Annotated in this window: 15 protein-coding genes; 13 read left to right on the top strand and 2 right to left on the bottom strand. The window is 58.0% G+C overall.

Features of this window, described 5'->3' with window-relative positions; translation table 11 throughout:
- The first annotated feature begins 18 nt into the window (after nucleotides 1–18).
- From purM to bioF, 6 genes are all read left to right on the top strand, one after another.
- Nucleotides 19–1,050: a phosphoribosylformylglycinamidine cyclo-ligase gene (gene purM / locus B5E84_RS15235; RefSeq protein ID WP_087224277.1), complete on the top strand. Its 1,032-nt coding sequence runs from the start codon at nucleotides 19–21 to the stop codon at nucleotides 1,048–1,050.
- Nucleotides 1,044–1,646 (top strand): phosphoribosylglycinamide formyltransferase, encoded by a 603-nt coding sequence (purN, locus tag B5E84_RS15230; protein WP_087224275.1) that lies wholly within the window; start codon nucleotides 1,044–1,046, stop codon nucleotides 1,644–1,646. The genes purM and purN overlap by 7 nt, the downstream gene beginning before the upstream one ends.
- Complete coding sequence (purD, locus tag B5E84_RS15225) at nucleotides 1,643–2,917, top strand: phosphoribosylamine--glycine ligase (protein ID WP_087224273.1); 1,275 nt, start codon at nucleotides 1,643–1,645, stop codon at nucleotides 2,915–2,917. Before purN ends, purD begins: the two co-directional genes overlap by 4 nt.
- Nucleotides 2,918–3,237: 320 nt before the next feature.
- Complete coding sequence (locus tag B5E84_RS15220; RefSeq protein WP_087224271.1) at nucleotides 3,238–3,807, top strand: hypothetical protein; 570 nt, start codon at nucleotides 3,238–3,240, stop codon at nucleotides 3,805–3,807.
- Nucleotides 3,804–4,532 carry a 6-carboxyhexanoate--CoA ligase gene (locus tag B5E84_RS21115; RefSeq protein ID WP_242963403.1) on the top strand — a complete coding sequence of 243 codons (729 nt, stop codon included), beginning with the start codon at nucleotides 3,804–3,806 and terminating at the stop codon, nucleotides 4,530–4,532. Before B5E84_RS15220 ends, B5E84_RS21115 begins: the two co-directional genes overlap by 4 nt.
- A gap of 108 nt (nucleotides 4,533–4,640) precedes the next feature.
- A complete protein-coding gene (gene bioF, locus B5E84_RS21110; RefSeq protein ID WP_242963402.1) occupies nucleotides 4,641–5,831 on the top strand; it encodes an 8-amino-7-oxononanoate synthase in 1,191 nt (396 codons plus the stop codon).
- On the opposite strand, the gene B5E84_RS15210 is transcribed toward bioF, so the two are convergent.
- Both B5E84_RS15210 and B5E84_RS15205 read right to left on the bottom strand, forming a co-directional pair.
- Nucleotides 5,803–6,504, bottom strand: coding sequence for an aspartate/glutamate racemase family protein (locus B5E84_RS15210; protein WP_087224268.1), 702 nt, complete (start codon nucleotides 6,502–6,504; stop codon nucleotides 5,803–5,805). The genes bioF and B5E84_RS15210 overlap by 29 nt on opposite strands.
- On the bottom strand, nucleotides 6,501–7,031 hold the full coding sequence (locus tag B5E84_RS15205; RefSeq protein ID WP_087224266.1) for a GNAT family N-acetyltransferase: 531 nt from the start codon (nucleotides 7,029–7,031) through the stop codon (nucleotides 6,501–6,503). The genes B5E84_RS15210 and B5E84_RS15205 overlap by 4 nt, the downstream gene beginning before the upstream one ends.
- Nucleotides 7,032–7,185: 154 nt before the next feature.
- Between B5E84_RS15205 and B5E84_RS15200 the strand changes: the two genes are divergently transcribed.
- The 7 genes from B5E84_RS15200 (at nucleotide 7,186) to B5E84_RS15170 (ending at nucleotide 18,328) form a co-directional block, all read left to right on the top strand.
- The gene (locus B5E84_RS15200) at nucleotides 7,186–8,055 is read left to right on the top strand and encodes a LysR family transcriptional regulator (RefSeq protein WP_087224264.1); all 870 of its coding nucleotides are present in this window, start codon (nucleotides 7,186–7,188) and stop codon (nucleotides 8,053–8,055) included.
- A 107-nt stretch (nucleotides 8,056–8,162) separates the two neighbouring features.
- Nucleotides 8,163–8,828 carry a GyrI-like domain-containing protein gene (locus B5E84_RS15195; RefSeq protein WP_087224262.1) on the top strand — a complete coding sequence of 222 codons (666 nt, stop codon included), beginning with the start codon at nucleotides 8,163–8,165 and terminating at the stop codon, nucleotides 8,826–8,828.
- A gap of 23 nt (nucleotides 8,829–8,851) precedes the next feature.
- On the top strand, nucleotides 8,852–9,301 hold the full coding sequence (locus B5E84_RS15190; protein WP_087224260.1) for a DUF3788 domain-containing protein: 450 nt from the start codon (nucleotides 8,852–8,854) through the stop codon (nucleotides 9,299–9,301).
- A gap of 543 nt (nucleotides 9,302–9,844) precedes the next feature.
- Nucleotides 9,845–10,264, top strand: coding sequence for a GNAT family N-acetyltransferase (locus B5E84_RS15185; RefSeq protein ID WP_087224307.1), 420 nt, complete (start codon nucleotides 9,845–9,847; stop codon nucleotides 10,262–10,264).
- 52 nt (nucleotides 10,265–10,316) lie between these two features.
- Complete coding sequence (locus tag B5E84_RS15180; protein ID WP_087224258.1) at nucleotides 10,317–10,733, top strand: hypothetical protein; 417 nt, start codon at nucleotides 10,317–10,319, stop codon at nucleotides 10,731–10,733.
- Nucleotides 10,734–10,757: 24 nt separating this feature from the next.
- Nucleotides 10,758–15,917 carry a DUF4132 domain-containing protein gene (locus tag B5E84_RS15175; protein WP_087224256.1) on the top strand — a complete coding sequence of 1,720 codons (5,160 nt, stop codon included), beginning with the start codon at nucleotides 10,758–10,760 and terminating at the stop codon, nucleotides 15,915–15,917.
- 83 nt (nucleotides 15,918–16,000) lie between these two features.
- Nucleotides 16,001–18,328 carry a DUF4253 domain-containing protein gene (locus tag B5E84_RS15170; protein ID WP_087224254.1) on the top strand — a complete coding sequence of 776 codons (2,328 nt, stop codon included), beginning with the start codon at nucleotides 16,001–16,003 and terminating at the stop codon, nucleotides 18,326–18,328.
- The last annotated feature ends 13 nt before the right edge of the window (nucleotides 18,329–18,341 follow it).

Genomic DNA, 18,341 nt, shown 5'->3' with positions numbered 1-18,341 from the left:
GAGTACGGAGGATTCAAAATGGATTACAAGAACGCTGGTGTGGATATTGAGGCTGGATACAAAGCAGTGGAGCTGATGAAAAAGCACGTGCAGAGCACGGCCAGGCCGGAGGTGCTTGGAGGAATCGGCGGTTTCTCCGGCGCGTTTTCCGCGAAGGCATTTAAAGATATGGAGGAGCCGGTTCTTCTCTCCGGCACCGACGGGGTGGGGACGAAACTGAAACTGGCATTCCTCATGGACCGTCACGATACGGTGGGCATCGACTGCGTGGCCATGTGTGTAAACGACGTGGCTTGTGCCGGCGGCGAGCCTCTGTTTTTCCTGGATTACATCGCCTGCGGCAAGCAGGTCCCGGAGAAGATCGCGGCCATTGTTTCCGGCGTGGCAGAAGGCTGCCGGCAGGCGGATTCCGCTCTGGTGGGCGGCGAGACGGCGGAGATGCCCGGGTTCTATCCTGTGGACGAGTACGACCTGGCGGGCTTTTCCGTGGGCGTGGTGGACCGGAAGGATCTGGTGACCGGAGAAAACTTGCAGGCCGGGGACGTGCTCATCGGCATGGCCTCCTCCGGCGTCCACAGCAACGGATTTTCCCTGGTGAGAAAGATCTTTGAGAAGGAGCTGACCAAAGAGGGCCTGGAGACCTACTACGAGGAGCTGGGCGACACTCTGGGAAATACCCTGTTAGCCCCCACGAAGATCTATGTGAAAGCCCTGAAGGCGGTGAAGGCGGCAGGGGTGCGGGTGAAGGCCTGCAGCCACATCACCGGCGGCGGATTCTATGAGAACGTGCCCAGAATGTTAAAGGACGGCATCCGGGCGGTGATCCGCAAGGACAGTTATGAAGTGCCCCCCATTTTCTCCATGATGGCGAAGAAGGGCCAGGTGGAGGAGAAGGTGATGTACAACACCTTCAACATGGGCATCGGCATGATCGTGGCCGTGGACCCGGCGGACGTGGAGAAGACCATGGAGGCCATGAAGGCGGCTGGGGAGACTCCCTATGTGATCGGCGAGGTTCAGGCAGGAGAAAAGGGAGTGACCTTATGTTAAGAGTGGGAGTGATGGTTTCCGGAGGCGGCACCAACCTCCAGGCGATTTTAGACGCCATCGACGGCGGCAGCATCACCAACGCCTCCGTCCAGGTAGTCATCAGCAACAATCCCGGCGCCTACGCCCTGGAGCGGGCGAAAAGCCACGGGATCGAGGCCGTCTGCCTTTCCCCCAAGTCCTTCCCGGACCGGGCGGCGTTTAACAAAGCTTTGTTGGAAAAGGTGAACGAGTATCAGCTGGATCTGATTGTGCTGGCGGGCTTTCTGGTGACCATCCCGCCGGAGATGATAAAGGAGTACCGGGGCCGGATCATCAATATCCATCCGTCCCTGATCCCCTCCTTCTGCGGCGTGGGCTACTACGGCCTGAAGGTGCATGAGGCGGCCCTGGCCAGGGGGGTAAAGATCACCGGCGCCACGGTTCACTACGTGGATGAGGGCGTAGATTCCGGCCCCATCCTTTTACAGAAGGCAGTGGAGGTAAAAGAGGGGGATACCCCGGAAGTCCTGCAGAGGCGGGTGATGGAGGAGGCGGAGTGGAAGATTCTGCCGGAGGCCATCAATCGGATCGCGAACGGAGAAAGGAGCGGCTCATGAAAATACTGGTAGTGGGCAGCGGCGGCAGAGAGCACGCCATCGTGTGGAAGATCGCCCAGAGCCCGAAGGTGGATAAAATTTACTGCGCCCCCGGAAACGGCGGCATCGGGGAGTGCGCGGAGTGTGTGGACATCGGCGCCATGGAGTTTGAGCGCCTGGCGGCGTTTGCAAAGGAAAAGGAGATCGACCTGACGGTGATCGGCATGGACGATCCCCTGTGCGGCGGCATTGTGGACGTGTTTGAGCGGGAAGGGCTGCGGGTGTTCGGCCCCAGGAAGAACGCGGCCATTCTGGAGGGCTCCAAGGCCTTTTCCAAAGATCTGATGAAAAAGTACGGCATCCCTACGGCGGCCTACGAGGTGTTTACGGATCCGGAGCAGGCCATGGCCTACCTGGAGACGGCCAAGTTTCCCATCGTGCTGAAGGCGGACGGCCTGGCCCTGGGAAAGGGCGTTCTCATCTGCGGCAGCCTGGAGGAGGCCAAGGCCGGGGTCAAGACCCTGATGCTGGACAAGCAGTTTGGCTCCGCTGGGGACGAGATCGTCATCGAGGAGTTTATGACCGGCAGAGAGGTGTCGGTGCTGTCTTTCGTGGACGGACAGACCATCCGCATCATGACCTCCGCCCAGGATCACAAGCGGGCCAAGGACGGGGATCAGGGCTTAAATACCGGCGGCATGGGCACATTTTCTCCCAGCCCCTTCTATACGGCTGAGGTGGACGCCTACTGCAGGGAGCACATTTATCAGAAGACCGTGGACGCCATGAGGGCAGAGGGGAGAGAATTCAAGGGAATCATCTTCTTCGGCCTGATGCTCACGGCGGACGGCCCCAAGGTGTTAGAGTACAACGCCCGTTTCGGCGATCCGGAGACCCAGGTGGTGCTGCCCAGGATGAAGAACGACATCGTGGAGGTGTTTGAGGCCTGTGTGGACGGGACTCTGGATCAGGTGGAGCTGGAGTTTGAGGACAACGCGGCGGTCTGCGTCGTTCTGGCCTCCGACGGCTATCCGGAGAAATACGAGAAGGGACTTCCCATCTCCGGCCTGGAGCGTTTCGCGGGAAAGACGGACTATTTCGTATTCCACGCCGGGACGAAACGGGACGGCGACGGCCGGATCCTTACAAACGGCGGCCGGGTGTTAGGCGTCACCGCCACGGGAGCGGACTTAAAAGAGGCCAGGAAGAAGGCGTACGAGGCCACGGAGTGGGTGGAATTCGCCAACAAGTATATGCGCCATGATATTGGAAAGGCCATTGATGAGGCGTAAGGGATGAAAAACCCAAAAAATGAGTACAGTCAGACGCCGCAGGCGATCCGGGAGACGGGTGGCCTGCGGCGTTTTTTGTGCTGCGGGAAGTGATATATTCTGCGGTTTTGGAACTCAGGTATGGAAATTGTATGGAAATCGGTTTTCGCCTGTCGGTTGACATTTTCCCGGCGGGCTGATATAGTAAAAACTGATTGTAAACCAAAAACTAAAATATGGTTTACAAATGAGAACGAAAACATCCGCAATCCGCGGAAACAGAGCGGAGGAACGCGGGAGAAACACACAAAACACTGGGAAAACGCACAGGAGGACCGCCTATGAGACAGAGACAATCAGACCCATCGGAAACCATACGGAATCTGGCCCTGGACGGGATATGGACGGCGGTGCTGGTGCTGTTGGGGATGGTGAAACTGCCGTCCCTGGTGCCGGGGGCGGAGTTTCAGCTTTCGGCCCCCTACGCGGTGTGCCTGGCGGCCACAGTGGGGTTTAAACGGTATCTGGGAATCGGCATCTGTTCCAGCGTGATCCAGCTTATGTTTGGCACCCACACCCTCTGGAACGTGGCCACGGCCATGGTGTTCCGTGTGGTGGCGGGAGGCATGGCGGCGGGGCAGGACGGCGTCTCTCCGGGACGGGGGCGGCTGCTCCTTGCAGGCCCGGCGGGAACGGCCTGCGCCAGGCTGATGCTGGCGGCGGTTTTGCAGGTTCCGGCCGCTCCTCTTTTGGCGGCAGCTGTTCCGGGGATGGTGTTTACGGCGGTCTGCGCCAGCTTTTTATATCCGGTATTTCGCCATGCAGCGGCCCAGGGAACGAGGATGGCCTGCCGGCAGCGGACGGGCGGAAAAGGGGAAAATCAGAGAGAACACAGCGGGGGAAAACCATGAGCACAGAGTTATACAGCGTGAAAATGCGGGCCAGCCAGGAGGAAGGCGGGGAGGAACGGCACATTTCCGGGGCGGAGAAGATCGTGGAGCAGGACCGGCTCCAGGCGGTCTGCGCCCAGCTTTTGGAGCGGGCCCTTCACCACTCCAAGGGAGAGGCGGATTTTATCAATATCAAGGTGGAACGGATCGCGGCGGAGGAGGTGAGCCGTCTGGACGCTCTGCCGGTGACCACCTGCCAGGTGGAAACGGCGAAGGAGGGGATTGGGAAACTGAAGGAGCTGATGGAGCGCTCCGGCATCCCCAACGGGGAGGCGATCCTGGAGCAGCTGAAGGATACCTGGGGGATGCGGGGGGCCATGCTCTTAAACGTGGATACGTTGGAGCGCCTGGAGCCGGACCGGAAACGGGGGGTGCGGGCCACCTACATGGATATGGCGGACAGCGGGGACGACCGTTCCCAGAAAAACCATTTCCGGGAGGCCCTGGTGCTGGCCACCAAAGTAGCCAGCCACAAAAACATCGTGGGAGAGCTCTGCATTTCCGATGACCCGGACTATGTCACCGGGTATTTTGCCTCCAAAGAGCTGGGGTATGTGCGGATCACCCGGCTGAAGGAGACGGGCTGTCCCGACGGCGGCCGCATTTTCCTCTTTCGAGGGGAAAACCGGGAGGCGGAGGACTGCGTCCGCTATCTGGAGAGCCAGAAAATGCTGGTGAAAATCTGAGAGGACGCTGGAAAAGGGGCTGGTGGGAGCGGAAAATGGAGAGCCGTCCGGCACCAAGGCGGAAAAATACCTTTCGGCCCCGCAGAAAGGGAAAAGGGAGGAAACGATATGGAGAAATGGGATTGGATGAGAGAGGAGCTGGAACGGCTGAACACAGAGCGCCTGTTCCGGCAGATGACGGTGTTTGACTCCCCCCAGGCGGCCCTGGTGGAGGTGGAGGGACGGAAACAGCACCTGTTTTCCTCCAACAGTTATCTGGATCTCTGCGGCCATCCGGAGATCAAAGCCTATGCCGGTCAGGTGCTTGCGGAGTACGGCGCCGGTTCCGGAGGCTCCCGGCTGACCACGGGGACCACCAGGATCCACATGGAGCTGGAGGAGACCATCGCCCGGTTTAAACACCGGGAGGCAGCTTTAGTGTTTAACACCGGCTATATGGCCAATGTGGGGATTTTACAGGCCCTGGCGGGAAAAGGGGACGTCATCTACAGCGATGAATTAAACCACGCCAGCATCATCGACGGCTGCCGTCTGTCCAGGGCGGACCTGGTGATCTACCGGCACAACGATATGGACGATTTGGAGGAGAAGATCAAGGCCCACCCCGGCCGCAGGGGCGTCATTGTCAGTGACGGGGTGTTCAGCATGGACGGGGATATTGTGAACCTGCCGCGGATGGCGGAGCTGGCGGACCGCTACGGCCTTCTGTCTATGATTGACGAAGCCCATGCCACCGGCGTCATCGGCGCCACTGGCCGGGGGACGGAGGAGTATTACGGGATGGAGGGAGCTGTGGACGTGCTCATGGGGACTCTCAGCAAGGCAGTGGGCGGAGAAGGCGGCTTTGTCTGCGGCTCCCGGGTTCTCATTGACTATCTGATCAATAAGGCCAGGAGCTTTATTTTCTCCACCGCCCTTTCGCCGGTATCCATGGCGGCGGACACTCAGGGCCTGCGGGTGATTATGAACCATCCGGAGCGGGTGAAAAACCTCCAGGAAAACATCCGCTACTGCTGCGGCGCCCTGGAGAGGCGGGGAATCCATGCCCGGTCGGAGACGGCCATCATCCCCATTATCATCGGGGACGAGGGCCGGGCCATGAAGGTGATGGAGCTTTTAAAGGAGCGGGGCTACTACATTTCCGCCATCCGCTACCCCACCGTGGCCAAGGGCAGCGCCAGGCTGCGGCTGGCTCTCATGTCCTCCCACACCCATGAGGAGCTGGACGGGCTGGCGGAAGCCCTGGCGGAGTGTATGAAACTGGCGGGAGCTACGCCGGATCTTCCAGAATCGCGTTAAGTAACGCCTGAATATGCAGTTTTACGGTGTCTAAGACGGGCACCGGCAGGCTGCGGTGTTGAAAGAGCAGAGGCAGTTCGGCGCAGCCTAAAATCAGGGTTTCCGCGCCGTCTTCCTCTGCCATTTTTTCCGCGATTTCCACAAAGCGGCGGACTGTGTCTTCTTTTACAATGCCGAACTCCAGCTCCCGGAGGATGCGGTCCGCGATGTAGATGCGGTCCGTTTCGCAGGGAATTACCACTTCGATCCCAGATTTCTGGAACGGCTCTTTAAAATAGCCGTCTTCCATGGTAGTCATGGTTCCTATCAGCCCCACTTTTTTCCGGTTCTGTCTCTTTGCGGCGGCGCAGGTGGTTTCCACAATGCTGACAAGGGGGATGGGGGAGCGTTGTTCCAGCTGGCCAAATACCATATGTCCCGTGTTGCAGGCCAGGGCGCCCACCTCTGCCCCGGCGGCAGCCAGATTGCGGATTCCTGCCAGAAGGTAGGCGGTCAGGCCCTCCCGGTCGCCCTGGGAACTCATGCGGATCACTTCAAAGGAGCTGAGGCTTTTGATCACCATCGGCGGAAATACCGGCCGGTTCAGCCGTTTCTGAACGCCGTAGACGATTCCGCGGTAATAGGGGATGGTGGATTCCGGGCCCACGCCGCCGATCAATCCTAATTTTTTCACGTTCCTTCCTCCGTTCTTCTCTCAAAAAAGATCTGATCCTCCGGGATCAGCCCCTGCAGCAGGATGGGAGCGGTTCCTGCGAGGCGAAATCCCATTTTTTCGTACAAAGCCGCAGCAGGCCGGTTGCCGGCCCAGGTGTCCAGGCGGACGGCGGTACAGCCGGATTCCCTGGCTGCTTGAAGGGCGAAACGGACCAGCTGGGTGGCCCGCCCTTTCCCGGCCTGTTCCGGGGGAATGCAGAGGGTGTGAATCACCATCACATCCTCGTCTGCGGCGGGATAACGCCAGGAGATCTGGCCGTATTCCGGCGGCTGCTTCTTGTTTAAAATCATGCTGCCGCAGAAGGTTCCGTCTTCCTCCAGGACGTATAAGGTCTGTTCTTCGATGGCGGTTTCCGCGGTGGTTTTTGTCGGGTAGACGCCCAGCACCCAATTTGAGTTTCCGCCCTGTTCTTTTTCATAGGTCAAAAGCCGAAGGTAGCTGCCGGCTACCGTTTCCAGGTCTTTGATCTCTGCTTGTCGAATCATTTTGTTTTGTCCCCTTTCTTTTCCGGTCTGCGGCCTGTGACGGCTGTGGGAGCCGCAGCGGTCTTGTGTTTTCTTTCGTTTCAGTATATACTACCTTTAAATATAAGTAAAATAAATGTTTATGATATGAATATGCAGAAAGGTTATTTTAAAAATGAACAGGTATCTCGCATTTCAAAAGGTGGTGGAGCTGGGCAGCTTTACGAAGGCGGCGGAGGTCCTAGGGTATACGCAGCCTGCCATGAGCCAGATGATCACCTCTCTGGAAAAGGAATTGTCCATAAAGCTGCTGTACCGCTCCCGGTACGGAGTGCGCCTGACGCTGGAGGGTGAGCGGCTGTTTCCCTCCATCCGGCAGATGGTTGCCCAGTATCAGTCCATGCAGGAAATTGCCGGAGAGATCCGGGGGCTGGATACGGGCACGATCCGCATCGGCACCCTTTCCAGCGTTTCCTGCCACTGGCTTCCCCGGCTGATTTTGAAGTTTCAGGAGCAGTACCCCAACGTGGAATTTATCCTGCATCAGGGGGACAATACCTCCATTCCGGAGTGGGTGAGGACGGGGGAGACGGACTTTGGCTTTGTCAATCTGGACGTTTTGTCAGGGGTGGAGGCCAGGTTTATCAAGGAGGGGGAGTACCGGGCGGTGCTGCCGGTTTCCCATCCTCTGGCCGCTGCTCCTTACGTTACGTTGGAGGAACTGGCGGCGGAACCGTTTCTGGTCATAGAGGAGGGAAATTTGAGCAAGCCTTTGGAGGCCTTTCATCAGATAGGGCTGGAGCCCAGGGTGCGTATGCGGGTGCATGACGATTATTCCATCCTTTCCATGGTGGAAACGGGCCTGGGGGTGAGCATTCTGCCGGAGCTGGTTCTGCGGAAAATGGCTTATCAGGTGGCGATCCGCCCCATCCAGCCGGCCATCACCAGAAAGCTGGGGCTGGTGGCGAAGGAGAAAAACGCCCTGCCCCTGGCCAGTAAATATTTTATTGAATTTCTGTTCGCCCACCTGGAGGAGCTGCCGTGACAAATGGGACTCTGGCTCGAGAGAGGGTAAACGGTGAGAAAATTATATAACCTGACATAGGATGTCAAGTTATGTTTGGTACACTTGCGCGCAAGGAGGTGCCGATTATGAAACTGGAATGGAGAAAACAGGAAAAGGCTTTGTACGGGGCGAAAACGCGGCCTGCGCTGATCCATGTGCCCGGGCAGAAGTTTATTATGGTGAAAGGGGTGGGAAATCCCAATCATCCGGATTTTTCTGACAGGGTGTCGGCTCTGTTTTCATTGGCCTACGCCATTAAAATGAATGTGAAAACTGCCGCTCTCCAGGAGGAAACGCCGGGGGAAATCCAGGATTATGCCGTCTATCCCCTGGAGGGAGTCTGGAGGCAAAATGGGGACGGCAAGGGACTTGTAAAGGAAAATCTGGATTATACTATTATGATCCGGCAGCCGGATTTCGTCACGGAGGAAATGGTAAAGGCCGCCCTGGAGCGGGTAAAGGTCAAGGCTCCCAACCCTCTGTATGAGGAGATTGGTTTCCGATGCCTTCAGGGCGGAACCTGCATTGAAATGCTGCATCTGGGTTCCTATGACAGCGAACCGGATTCGTTTGCCAAAATGGATCAATTCGCGAAGGAAAATGGGTGGGAGCGCGTGTCGGACTGTCACAGAGAAATCTATTTAAACAGCGCGGCAAGGACAAAGCCGGATAATCTCAAAACGATTTTGAGGTATAAGGTGAAGGAATCTCTACGCGGCGGCTTTGAGGAAAATACCGTTTTTCGGGGATAAACAGGAATGGAGGAGGGACTGCGATGCTGGATCATATACCAACTGCGGAGGAAATGGAGGCTTTGGTGGGCGCGCCGCTGTATGATGTCTGGAGCGGGCTGTGCGCGTTCATTGATGAAAGGTATGAGATGGAACGGGTGTGGAGCAGGGGAGGCAAAGCGTGGACTTACGAGTACAAGTACCGCCGGGGCGGAAAAACCCTCTGTGCCTTGTATGCCAAGGATCACGGCGTGGGTTTTATGATCATTTTTGGGAAGGATGAGAGGGCGAAGTTTGAGATAGAGCGAAATCTATATTCAAAACAGGTCCAGGCTATCTATGATGAGGCGAAAACCTACCGTGATGGGAAATGGGTGATGTTTGAGCCGGTGGATACGTCTATGTTTCCCGATTTTATAAAATTGCTGGCCATTAAAAGAAAACCTGGCAAAAAGAAAGGAGGAAGTGAAGTTTTGATGGAAAGAAACAGGTAAAATTTTTCGTGGTACAGAGGGCGGAGAGGGTCAGCAGAGGCGCTGTGGACGGAGATATATGCTCTAAGTGACTTTTGAATCGTGGTGGTTGTCATGGTTTGCGAAGGGTTGCTTAGAGCGTTTTTATTTCCGGAGGGACGGCCTGCGAGGCAAAAAGGTTCCTTCACCATGGCAGCGGTGGTTTTTTGCCGGGCTGGTATTCCTTCTTATTCCAGCGGATGGTATGTTCTTGATCTTCCTTATCAGGAATTCCTTTCATGAATGGATTAGATGTGGTATAATAACGAGAAAAATATGGATCGTGCTTGCACGGCCCCATATTTGATAAAATGGTATCATAATAAAAGCCCATCCAGGCGGCAGCCGGGATGGCAGCAGAAGTGACATCATGGAAGCAGGCATAACTGTACTCTTGCAATGAAGAATAAAACGGGCAGCATCTCCGCGCCCTGCGCAGGTCTGTCCCGCTGGCAGGCCTGCGCAGGGCGTTTTTACACGGGTTTGCCGGACAGAGATCAGATAAAAGAGAGGAATCAAAAAACGATGATCCGAGCAATGGAAAATACAGACGCCAGCCAGGCCGCGGACCTTTGGCTGGCGGCCAATACGGAGGCTCACAGCTTTATCCCTGTCAGCTACTGGAGGGAACACTATGAGGCCGTAAAGGAAATGCTCCTGCAGGCGGAGGTGTACGTTTGGGAGGAAAAGGGCCGCGTCCTGGGATTTGTGGGGTTAAACGGCTATCACATCGAAGGGATTTTTGTCGCCGGAGACGCCCGGTCCAGAGGGATTGGGAAAGGTCTGCTGGATTTTGTAAAAGAGAGGAAACGCCCCTTAAGCCTGAATGTATACCGGAAAAATCCACGGGCCATCCGCTTTTATGAGCGGGAGGGCTTTGTCACGGTGGAGGAAGGGCTGGACGAGGGGACGGGAGAACCGGATCTGTTTATGAAGTGGGAGTAAGGGCCGCGCCGGGCGCGGACCTTTTGGCTCAGACAGAGAGAGGAGGAGGGCAGTGTATACCATATATGTACAGAAGAAACGGCCTGGAAGGGGACGGGGAGGAGAGATCGCCCCGGAGGCGATTTCCCTTCCGGAGCGGCCGGAGACGGCGGGCCAGCTGATTGAGTCCCTGGTGCGCCAGCAGGTGAGGGACTATAACGCCAGAAAGGACGCCGGCCAGCTTTTAGGCTGGCTGACGAAGGAGGAGATCGGGGAAAAGGCTCAGGCCGGCAAGGTTTCCTTCGGCCTTCACGGCGGGGAGGACGCCGACGAAAGCCGGGCGGTGGAGAACGCCATCCAGTGCTTTGAGGACGGCCTCTACCACATTTTCGCGGGAAAGACGGAACTGAAGGATTTAGACAGCCAGATCCCCTGGGAGGAGGAGCCAGTGTTTACCCTGGTCCGCCTGGCCATGCTGTCCGGCTGGTAGGAAACAGGGAGGAAAGGAGAACCTATGGAGGGATTTACATACGAAACCAGAAAAAAAATGACGGACCAGTGGCTGGAGCATTTCCGGCGTCTGGGGGCGGGGCTGGAGGAAAACCAGCGAAAACTCCTGCCCTGTCGGGATGAGTATTCCATCCCGCGGGAATCCTGTCAGTGGATGGCAGAGACGGTGGAGCGGGAAAACCAGAGCTTAAGCTGGTTTTACAAAACGAGGTTAGACAAGCTGGTGACCTTATGCACCGGGGAGTATGAGGAAGAATTTTACTACGCCTTAGACCAGATGAACCAGTATCAGATGACCGCCGGGTGGTACCGGAGAAGTGTGAGAGGGAAAAGCTACGCCCCCTTTGCCAGAGCCAGCGTGGCCCTGCTGTGGGGCTATTCCAGGCTGCAGTTTTACGGCTGCGGGCTGGACGAGATTCTCACCGGGAAGGCGGAGGCGGAACTCTACGACCACGCCAGGACGGTCCGGTGGAGGTACTCGGAGATCCTGGCCGCCCAGATCGACCGGGGAAAGGAGGCCACCATCCAGGCGGTGAAAGACATCCTCCTGGGGGAGGGAAACACCGCCATGATCAGCTACGAGCTGATCCGCGGCATTGTGATGAGCCAGAGCCGGGAGCTCTATGAGCTGCTGGGGAAATTTCTGCTGGCGGCCAGACTCCAGGAAGGGGCCAGGCAGGCGGTGTGCGAGACCATGGACGCCGGGCGGCCGGAGGCCTTTCTTCACCTGTTTCAGGTGATTGAGGAAAACAATCTGGTGCGCTATTCGTCGGTGAAACGGGCAGTGAGCACCTGGATCGGGATTTTTGATGAAAACAGCGTGGACCGGATCACGGAAAAGCTGGTGAACCTCATGGGACGGTGCCTGCGGGAGCCGGATTTCTGTGAGGAGCAGCTGGCCTCCAACGATTCCGTGGCCATCAGCTGCGCCCTCTGGGCCAAGGGCTTTTACGACGCCGGGGAGGCGGTGGAAGCGGAGCTGGAGCTGGCACGAAAGGGGAACCGGCACCAGAAGATGACCGCGTCTTATTTTAACCGTTCCCTCCAGGATTCCAGGCTGCGGATGAAGGCGGCAAAAGAGGTGCTTTTAAGGAATCCGGAGGATCTGGAACTGGCGGCCTGTTTCCTGCCGGGGTTTCTCTCCGATCTGCGGGAGATGGGAGTGGCGATCCTGCTGAAAGAGAGGGACCCAAACTTCCGTTGGTTCCGGGCAGATTTCCCGGTGCGGAAACCGGTCTCTCTGCCTCTGGAGCAGTATTTTGACAGCCGGGAGGAGGCGGAGGAGATTTACCGCATTTTAAAGGGATTTCTGGAGCGCCTTCCCCAGAAGGGCCTCTGTCTGTCCCCCTGCATTTTCCCCTGGCATCAGGTGACCATGACCCGCTCCCAGTTAGCCGGGCGGCTGTGTCTGATGGCGTTTATGCTGGGAGATGAGAAGATGTTGGAGGAGGCGGCCCAGTGGGTGCCTGTGGTGGGACAGGGAGAGTACAGCGGCCTTCCCCGTTCCTGGGCAGCCAGGATCCTGCTGTACCGGCCGAAATCCGCGGCTGTGAAACAGGTGCTCTTTGGCCTTCTTCACAATCCCGATCAGGACGCGGTTCTGACGGCAAAGGCGCTGATCGAGGATATGGGGCCTGGGGAGGAGGATTTCCGGGAGATTGAGAAAAACCTGAAATACAAGACGGGGCGGCCGGAAACCCTGGCCCTTTTGGAAAAACAGAGGACGAGAGAGCTCTGCGGCAGCGCCCGACGCCTGTTGGCGTCCAAATCCCAGGAGTGCCACATGGGCGCTCTGGAGCTGGCCCTCCGGGTAAAGAAACGGGATCCTGAAGGCTTTCAGGAAATGCTGCCGGTGCTGGCCATTCTGGAACATCCCACGGGGCAGGAGCAGGTGCTTTTGGAGGAGCTGACCGGAAAGGACAGCCAGGCCCAGGACATTTTGCAGAAACCGGGATATGGCCTCTATGATCCGGAAACCCCCTGGAAGATCCCGGAGGTGACGGTGGATAAAAAGGAGGCATCGCGGCTGTTTTCCTGGGGGGATGCTCAGTGCATCCGCGTTTTAAAGGCCCTGGACCGGCTGATTTCCGACCATCAGGATCTGGAATATAAGCTGGCGTGGGGGGATGAAACCACCCTGGGAGCGAAACTGGAGCGCATCCGTTTCGTCACCCCGAACGAAAAAGTGGAGCCTTTAGACAAATACCCCTTTAGAGAGCTGTGGGCCGGGTTTTATGAGCGGGAGATCGGCACACCGGACCGTATGGCCGAGCTGTACCTCTACCGGTGCTGCCGGCTGAAATGGGATTTGTACCGGCAGTTTGAACCGCTTTACAAGCGGGTGTTTGGCTCCGGGCTTTTGAAACGGCCTCCCTTCCGGGAGAAAGTGGAAGGATTGTCCTTTTCTCCCCAGGTGTTCCGGGTGGTGGAGATCCTGTTTTTGCAGTACGTTCCTAACGAATGCCGCGTGAGCTGGGGGGTGCGTGGCACGGCCGGGCTGCTGGCGATGTTAAAAGAGCTGCCGGCGGATGAACGGTACTACACCGTGAAGGAAAAACGGTGGAACGGGGATGTGGAGGTGACGGCCAGGGTGACCGGCCTGCCTCTCTTTGGGGAGCTGTGCCAGTGGCTGTCCGGCACCGGGGCGGACTGGAAACCGTCCTTTGCCCTCCGGATTGGTTTGGATGAGCTGTACCTGGAGCGGAAGGGGAAGGAGAAAGAAATCCGGCTGGTGGGCTATGTGACCGTCCGGGATCTGGTCCGCTGCGTCACGGAAGGCCTGTGGGATCTGGATCTGTTTTTAAAGGCGGTGTTCCGGTACGGATTTATGGGTACAGTGATAGGCGCGGTGAGCAGCGTGGAACAGAAAGGGAGCCTGTCCTTCCGCCAGGTCAATGTGCGGGCGGTGCGGGAGTTTTTTGGAGTGGACGCGGCCCAGCCGGTGGACGGGAAATTCCGGTTTGACCGGGAGGAGGACAACACCCCGGAGATGGAGCTGGCCCACAGGCTGTACCGCCTGCTGGTTCCCACCTTTTTGCAGGTGGAGTTAAGACGGGGGGAGAGCCCCACGCCCTTTTCCGACTATGTGACGGAAATTCGGGTGGTTTATGGCATTCCGGCCATGATCCAGGTGCTGACGGCCATGGGCCAGGACGTGCTGCTGCGGGGATATGACTACCGGTATTCCAGAAGTGTGGACAGGAGAACGGTACTCAGCCACATCCTAAAAGTGAGCCAGCCGGCGCCGGGAGAGGGCCCGGAGGATTTAAAAAAGGCCCTGAAGGGAAAGGACATTGACAAAAAACGGCTGGTGGAGCTGGCCATGTACGCGCCTCAGTGGATTGCCCTGCTGGAAGAATATCTGAAAATGCCGGGTTTAAAGAGCGGCTGCTACTATTTCATGGCCCACACCAGTGAGCATATGGACGATTTCGTCACCTCCATGGTGGCAAAGTACACCCCTCTGTCCCCGGAGGAGCTGCAAGGGGGCGCCTTTGACGTTAACTGGTTTTTTGAGGCCTACGGCGCCCTGGGGGAGAAACAGTTCAAGCTGCTCTACGACGCGGCCAAATACTCCTCCTCCGGCACGGCCCACACCCGCGCCAGGAAATACGCCGACGCGGCCCTGGGAAAGGTGGAGGAGAAAGCCTTAAAGGAGACCATCCGGGAGAAACGGAACCGGGACCTGCTCATGAGCCTGGGACTTCTGCCTTTGCCTAAAGAGCGGGAGGCCAGGGAACACGAGCTTTTGGAGCGCTATCAATTTATTGAGGCCTTCCGGAAGGAGAGCCGGAAGTTTGGGGCGCAGCGGCGGGCCAGCGAGGGAAGGGCCGCTGACCTGGCGCTTAGAAACTTAAGCGTAAAGGCTGGATTTTCCGATCCCTCCCGCCTGACCCTGCGGATGGAGACCAGGCTTTCCAAAGAGGCAGGGAAATATTTTGACTGGCTGGAGCTGGATCCGGAGACCAGGATCCGGGCAGAGGTGGACGGGACGGGAAAGGCCGCCCTGGTCTGCGAAAAGTCAGGAAAGCCCTTAAAATCCCTGCCTTCCAAGTGGAAGAAAGACCAGCGGGCGGTAGACTATCAGGCGGCGGTAAAAGGGCTGAAGGAGCAGTACAGCCGCACCCGGCTGATGATGGAGCAGGCCATGGAGGACCGGACGGTCTTTGAGGCCTGGGAGATCCGGGAGCTGATGGAAAGCCCGGTGGTGCGCCCCATCCTGGAATCCCTGGTATTTGGCCTGATGGAAGGTCTGGACGGAGCAGGGACGGCGGGGGAGAGCCGGCCTGTGGCCATGGGCTTTTTTGAGGGCAAAAACCTGGTGGACGCCGTGGGCACTGTCACCGCCCTGGAGGAAACTTCCCCGCTGATTCTGGTCCATCCTTACGACCTCTACGCGGCAGGCTGCTGGCATGAATTCCAGAAATGCCTGTTTGAGCGGCAGATTTCCCAACCCTTTAAGCAGGTGTTCCGGGAGCTGTACGTGAAACTGAAGGAGGAGACGGAGAAAGGGGAGTCCCGGATGTTTGCCGGGAACCAGATCCAGCCGCGAAAGACGGTGGGAGTTCTGAGAAACCGCCGCTGGGTGGCAGATTACGAGGACGGCCTGCAAAAGGTGTACTATAAGGAAAATATTGTGGCGCGGATTTACGCCATGGCGGACTGGTTTTCCCCCAGCGACATCGAGGCTCCCACCCTGGAATACGTGGCCTTCGGCGATCGGAAAACATTCCGGCCCATAAAGATCGGGGACGTGCCGGACATCATTTACAGCGAGGTGATGCGGGATGTGGATCTGGCAGTGAGCGTGGCCCACGCGGGAGGCGTGGATCCGGAGACCAGCCATTCCACTGTGGAGATGCGGCGGGCGATTGTGGCCTGCACCCTGGAGCTTTTTGGCCTGGAGAACGTCCGACTGGAAAACAGCCACGCCTACATCGAAGGACGGCTTGGAAGGTATACGGTCCATCTGGGAAGCGGTGTGGTCCATCAGACGGGAAATGCCATGCTCTTTGTGGTTCCCGTCCACTCTCAGCAGCGGGGACGGATGTTTTTACCGTTCTTAGATGACGATCCCAAGACGGCGGAAATCCTGTCCAAGGTGCTGATGTTTGCCGAGGACTGGAAGATCCGGGATCCGAAGATTTTGGAGCAGATTCGGTAGGAGGAAATGGATGAGGCGGTGGAGGAGATGGGATGTGAGCCGCCGTCCCACAAAGAAACCGCCAAAGACAAGGAGGACCAACTATGGAACTGTTAGAACAGTGCCGGATATGGCATGATCAGGACGAGTTTGAGAAAATTATAGACGCGCTGGAGCGGATTCCGGAACAGGAGCGGACACCGGAGCTGGACAGCGAGCTGGCGCGGGCGTACAATAACCTGGCGGACGGAGAAACCCCAAAAGGGCGGGCCATGCTCCGCCGGGCCATTGCCCTGCTGACGCCTCATGAGGCATATTTGAGGGAGGACCACTGCTGGAATTTCCGCATGGGATACGCCTATTTTTACCTGAATCAGGAAGGGCGGGCACTGCCGTATTTTCAACAGGCCCTAACGTGCCGTCCCGGCGATGAGGACACCCAGGAATTTATCCGGGAGTGCCGGTTTCATCTGTCCCTGCCCCGGTTCCGGGAAACCTTCCGGGAGCGGACGAGACAGGCATGGGCGGCCTTTGCCGCGGGCGAGGAGGAGCTGCGCCGCATGATGGATGAGGACAGGGATCACCGGCGCGGTGAGGAACTGATTGCGAAGTGCAGTGAGTACCTGGAATTGGCCTTTGACCAGGTTTCTTTTGAGATCGGCAGCAGCGGCGGCCGCTATGAGCTGATTCTCACTCCAGAAGGTGACCGGCTGAAATTTTTTCAGCTGATGTATTTTAAACGCCACGCTCCCGCCTCGGTGCTGGAGCACTGGAACATTCTGGTGGGCCGTCAGCCCACGGAGCATATCGGCCTGCGCTCCGGAGACTGGGAAATCACCGGCGAAGACGTCCAGGTGTGGCCGGAGAAACAGGAGGACGGCGGCGTAGACCTGACCCTGTACTGCGAACGGCTGGCCCCGGCCCTGAAGGAGCAAGAAAACAGGGTGTGGTGGATGCTGACCACCCTGACGGATCAGGTTTTGGGAGAAATTCCCTGCATGAGGGCCATTGGTGGCCGGTTTGAGGTGGCGGAGAGGCCGAAAGAGGGGGCGTCTGTCCTTCTTTCAGAGCTGCCGGCGGTTCTGGAGGAAATGGGAATCGACCTTTCCACCGACCCGGAAACCTATCTGGAGAGCTACACCGGATACCGGCAGACTCCGAGCGAGGATCCGGAGGCGGACTGGAGGATGGACGTGATCGCCGGTTCTACCAGCTGCTTGCCTCTGGTCAACGGCTATTTAAGGGGAGAGGCGGATGGTGTCAACGACCTCCACGATGACGGGGCGGCAGCCGGGTTTTTCTGCTATCCCCTGGACTCTTTTTCCGGGGAGGACCGCAGTCAGCAGATTTTCCAGTTCCGGGACGGGCTGGAGGCGGTTCTGGAGGAAAGGGCGGGGGCGGAGGCCATCACCCTGGTGGGCGGAGCCACCGGCATTTTCTACGGATATGTGGATGTGATCGCTTGGGATCTGCCGGCTGTTCTGGACGCGGCAAAAGAATTTTTTGAGTGCACCAGCCTGCCCTGGGCCGGGTTCCATGTGTTTCGCCGGGACGCGGACATGGTGACGGTTATGAGCGGGGAGGAGGAACCGGGAGAGAGCTCCGGCGGAGCCGGTACCGGAGGGAGGGAATGTTTCGGAGACGCCGAGCCTTCCCCGCTGGCGGAGGCTATGATGGATTATCTGGACTGCGGTGTCACCTATTTTCCTCCCATGAAGGACGACGCTCCCATCATGGCGGCTTTCCACAGCGAGAAACAGCGGGGAGCCCAGGAGGGCTTTGTGCCCGTGCTCGTTCCGGTGGACGAGATCCTGTGGGAGTCTTTGGTGATGAATTCCCGGTGCGGGGACGGGAGTTCGTCTGAGGATGAGGAGCTGGATATGACCCCGGAGGAGGCGGCAGACTACCGCCGGAGGATGTTGGAACTTCCGGTGAAAAACGGCGGGCTGGTTCTTCAGGGCATGGTCAATGCCTGCAGGGAGAACGCTGAGAGCTATGATTTGGACTGGGAGAAGGACGTAATGGGAGAGATGGAAGGCGGCGAGGCGAACCGCCGGTTTTCCGGCTACTGGGACCTGCTGACGGGCATGACCCAGCCCCTTTTGCTGGCCAGGATCCCGGTGGAACATCCCTGGGAGGTCTTTGCCTATCTGCCTTTTGGCGGCTGGAATGAATGCCCCGGCACGGTGGATTTGATGGCGGCGGCAAAATACTGGTTTGAGCAGTATGGCGCCGTGCCGGCGGTGATTGCCCACGATGTGCTGGAATTTGACCTTCCTGTCCCGGTGCCGGAGGAGCGGGCCATGGAGCTGGCGGCGGAGCAGTACGGATTTTGCCCCGACATCGTGGATCAGGGGCCGGAGGGCGCCACTGTCGGCTGGCTGGCGGACAGCCTGCGCCAGTCGGACAAGTGGTATTTCTGGTGGGACTGACGGAGAACATAGA

Origin of the sequence: Lachnoclostridium sp. An14 (assembly GCF_002160755.1) — a bacterium.
GTDB lineage: Bacteria > Bacillota > Clostridia > Lachnospirales > Lachnospiraceae > Lachnoclostridium_A.
This window is presented reverse-complemented; position numbering and strand designations above follow the sequence as displayed.

Coding starts and splice junctions, on each gene's coding strand:
- B5E84_RS21115 (WP_242963403.1), top strand. CDS start 3,804: ATGAGCACAGAGTTATACAGCGTGAAAATGCGGGCCAGCCAGGAGGAA.
- B5E84_RS15170 (WP_087224254.1), top strand. CDS start 16,001: ATGGAACTGTTAGAACAGTGCCGGATATGGCATGATCAGGACGAGTTT.
- bioF (WP_242963402.1), top strand. CDS start 4,641: ATGGAGAAATGGGATTGGATGAGAGAGGAGCTGGAACGGCTGAACACA.
- purM (WP_087224277.1), top strand. CDS start 19: ATGGATTACAAGAACGCTGGTGTGGATATTGAGGCTGGATACAAAGCA.
- purD (WP_087224273.1), top strand. CDS start 1,643: ATGAAAATACTGGTAGTGGGCAGCGGCGGCAGAGAGCACGCCATCGTG.
- B5E84_RS15200 (WP_087224264.1), top strand. CDS start 7,186: ATGAACAGGTATCTCGCATTTCAAAAGGTGGTGGAGCTGGGCAGCTTT.
- B5E84_RS15205 (WP_087224266.1), bottom strand. CDS start 7,031: ATGATTCGACAAGCAGAGATCAAAGACCTGGAAACGGTAGCCGGCAGC.
- B5E84_RS15175 (WP_087224256.1), top strand. CDS start 10,758: ATGGAGGGATTTACATACGAAACCAGAAAAAAAATGACGGACCAGTGG.
- B5E84_RS15220 (WP_087224271.1), top strand. CDS start 3,238: ATGAGACAGAGACAATCAGACCCATCGGAAACCATACGGAATCTGGCC.
- B5E84_RS15190 (WP_087224260.1), top strand. CDS start 8,852: ATGCTGGATCATATACCAACTGCGGAGGAAATGGAGGCTTTGGTGGGC.
- purN (WP_087224275.1), top strand. CDS start 1,044: ATGTTAAGAGTGGGAGTGATGGTTTCCGGAGGCGGCACCAACCTCCAG.
- B5E84_RS15195 (WP_087224262.1), top strand. CDS start 8,163: ATGAAACTGGAATGGAGAAAACAGGAAAAGGCTTTGTACGGGGCGAAA.
- B5E84_RS15185 (WP_087224307.1), top strand. CDS start 9,845: ATGATCCGAGCAATGGAAAATACAGACGCCAGCCAGGCCGCGGACCTT.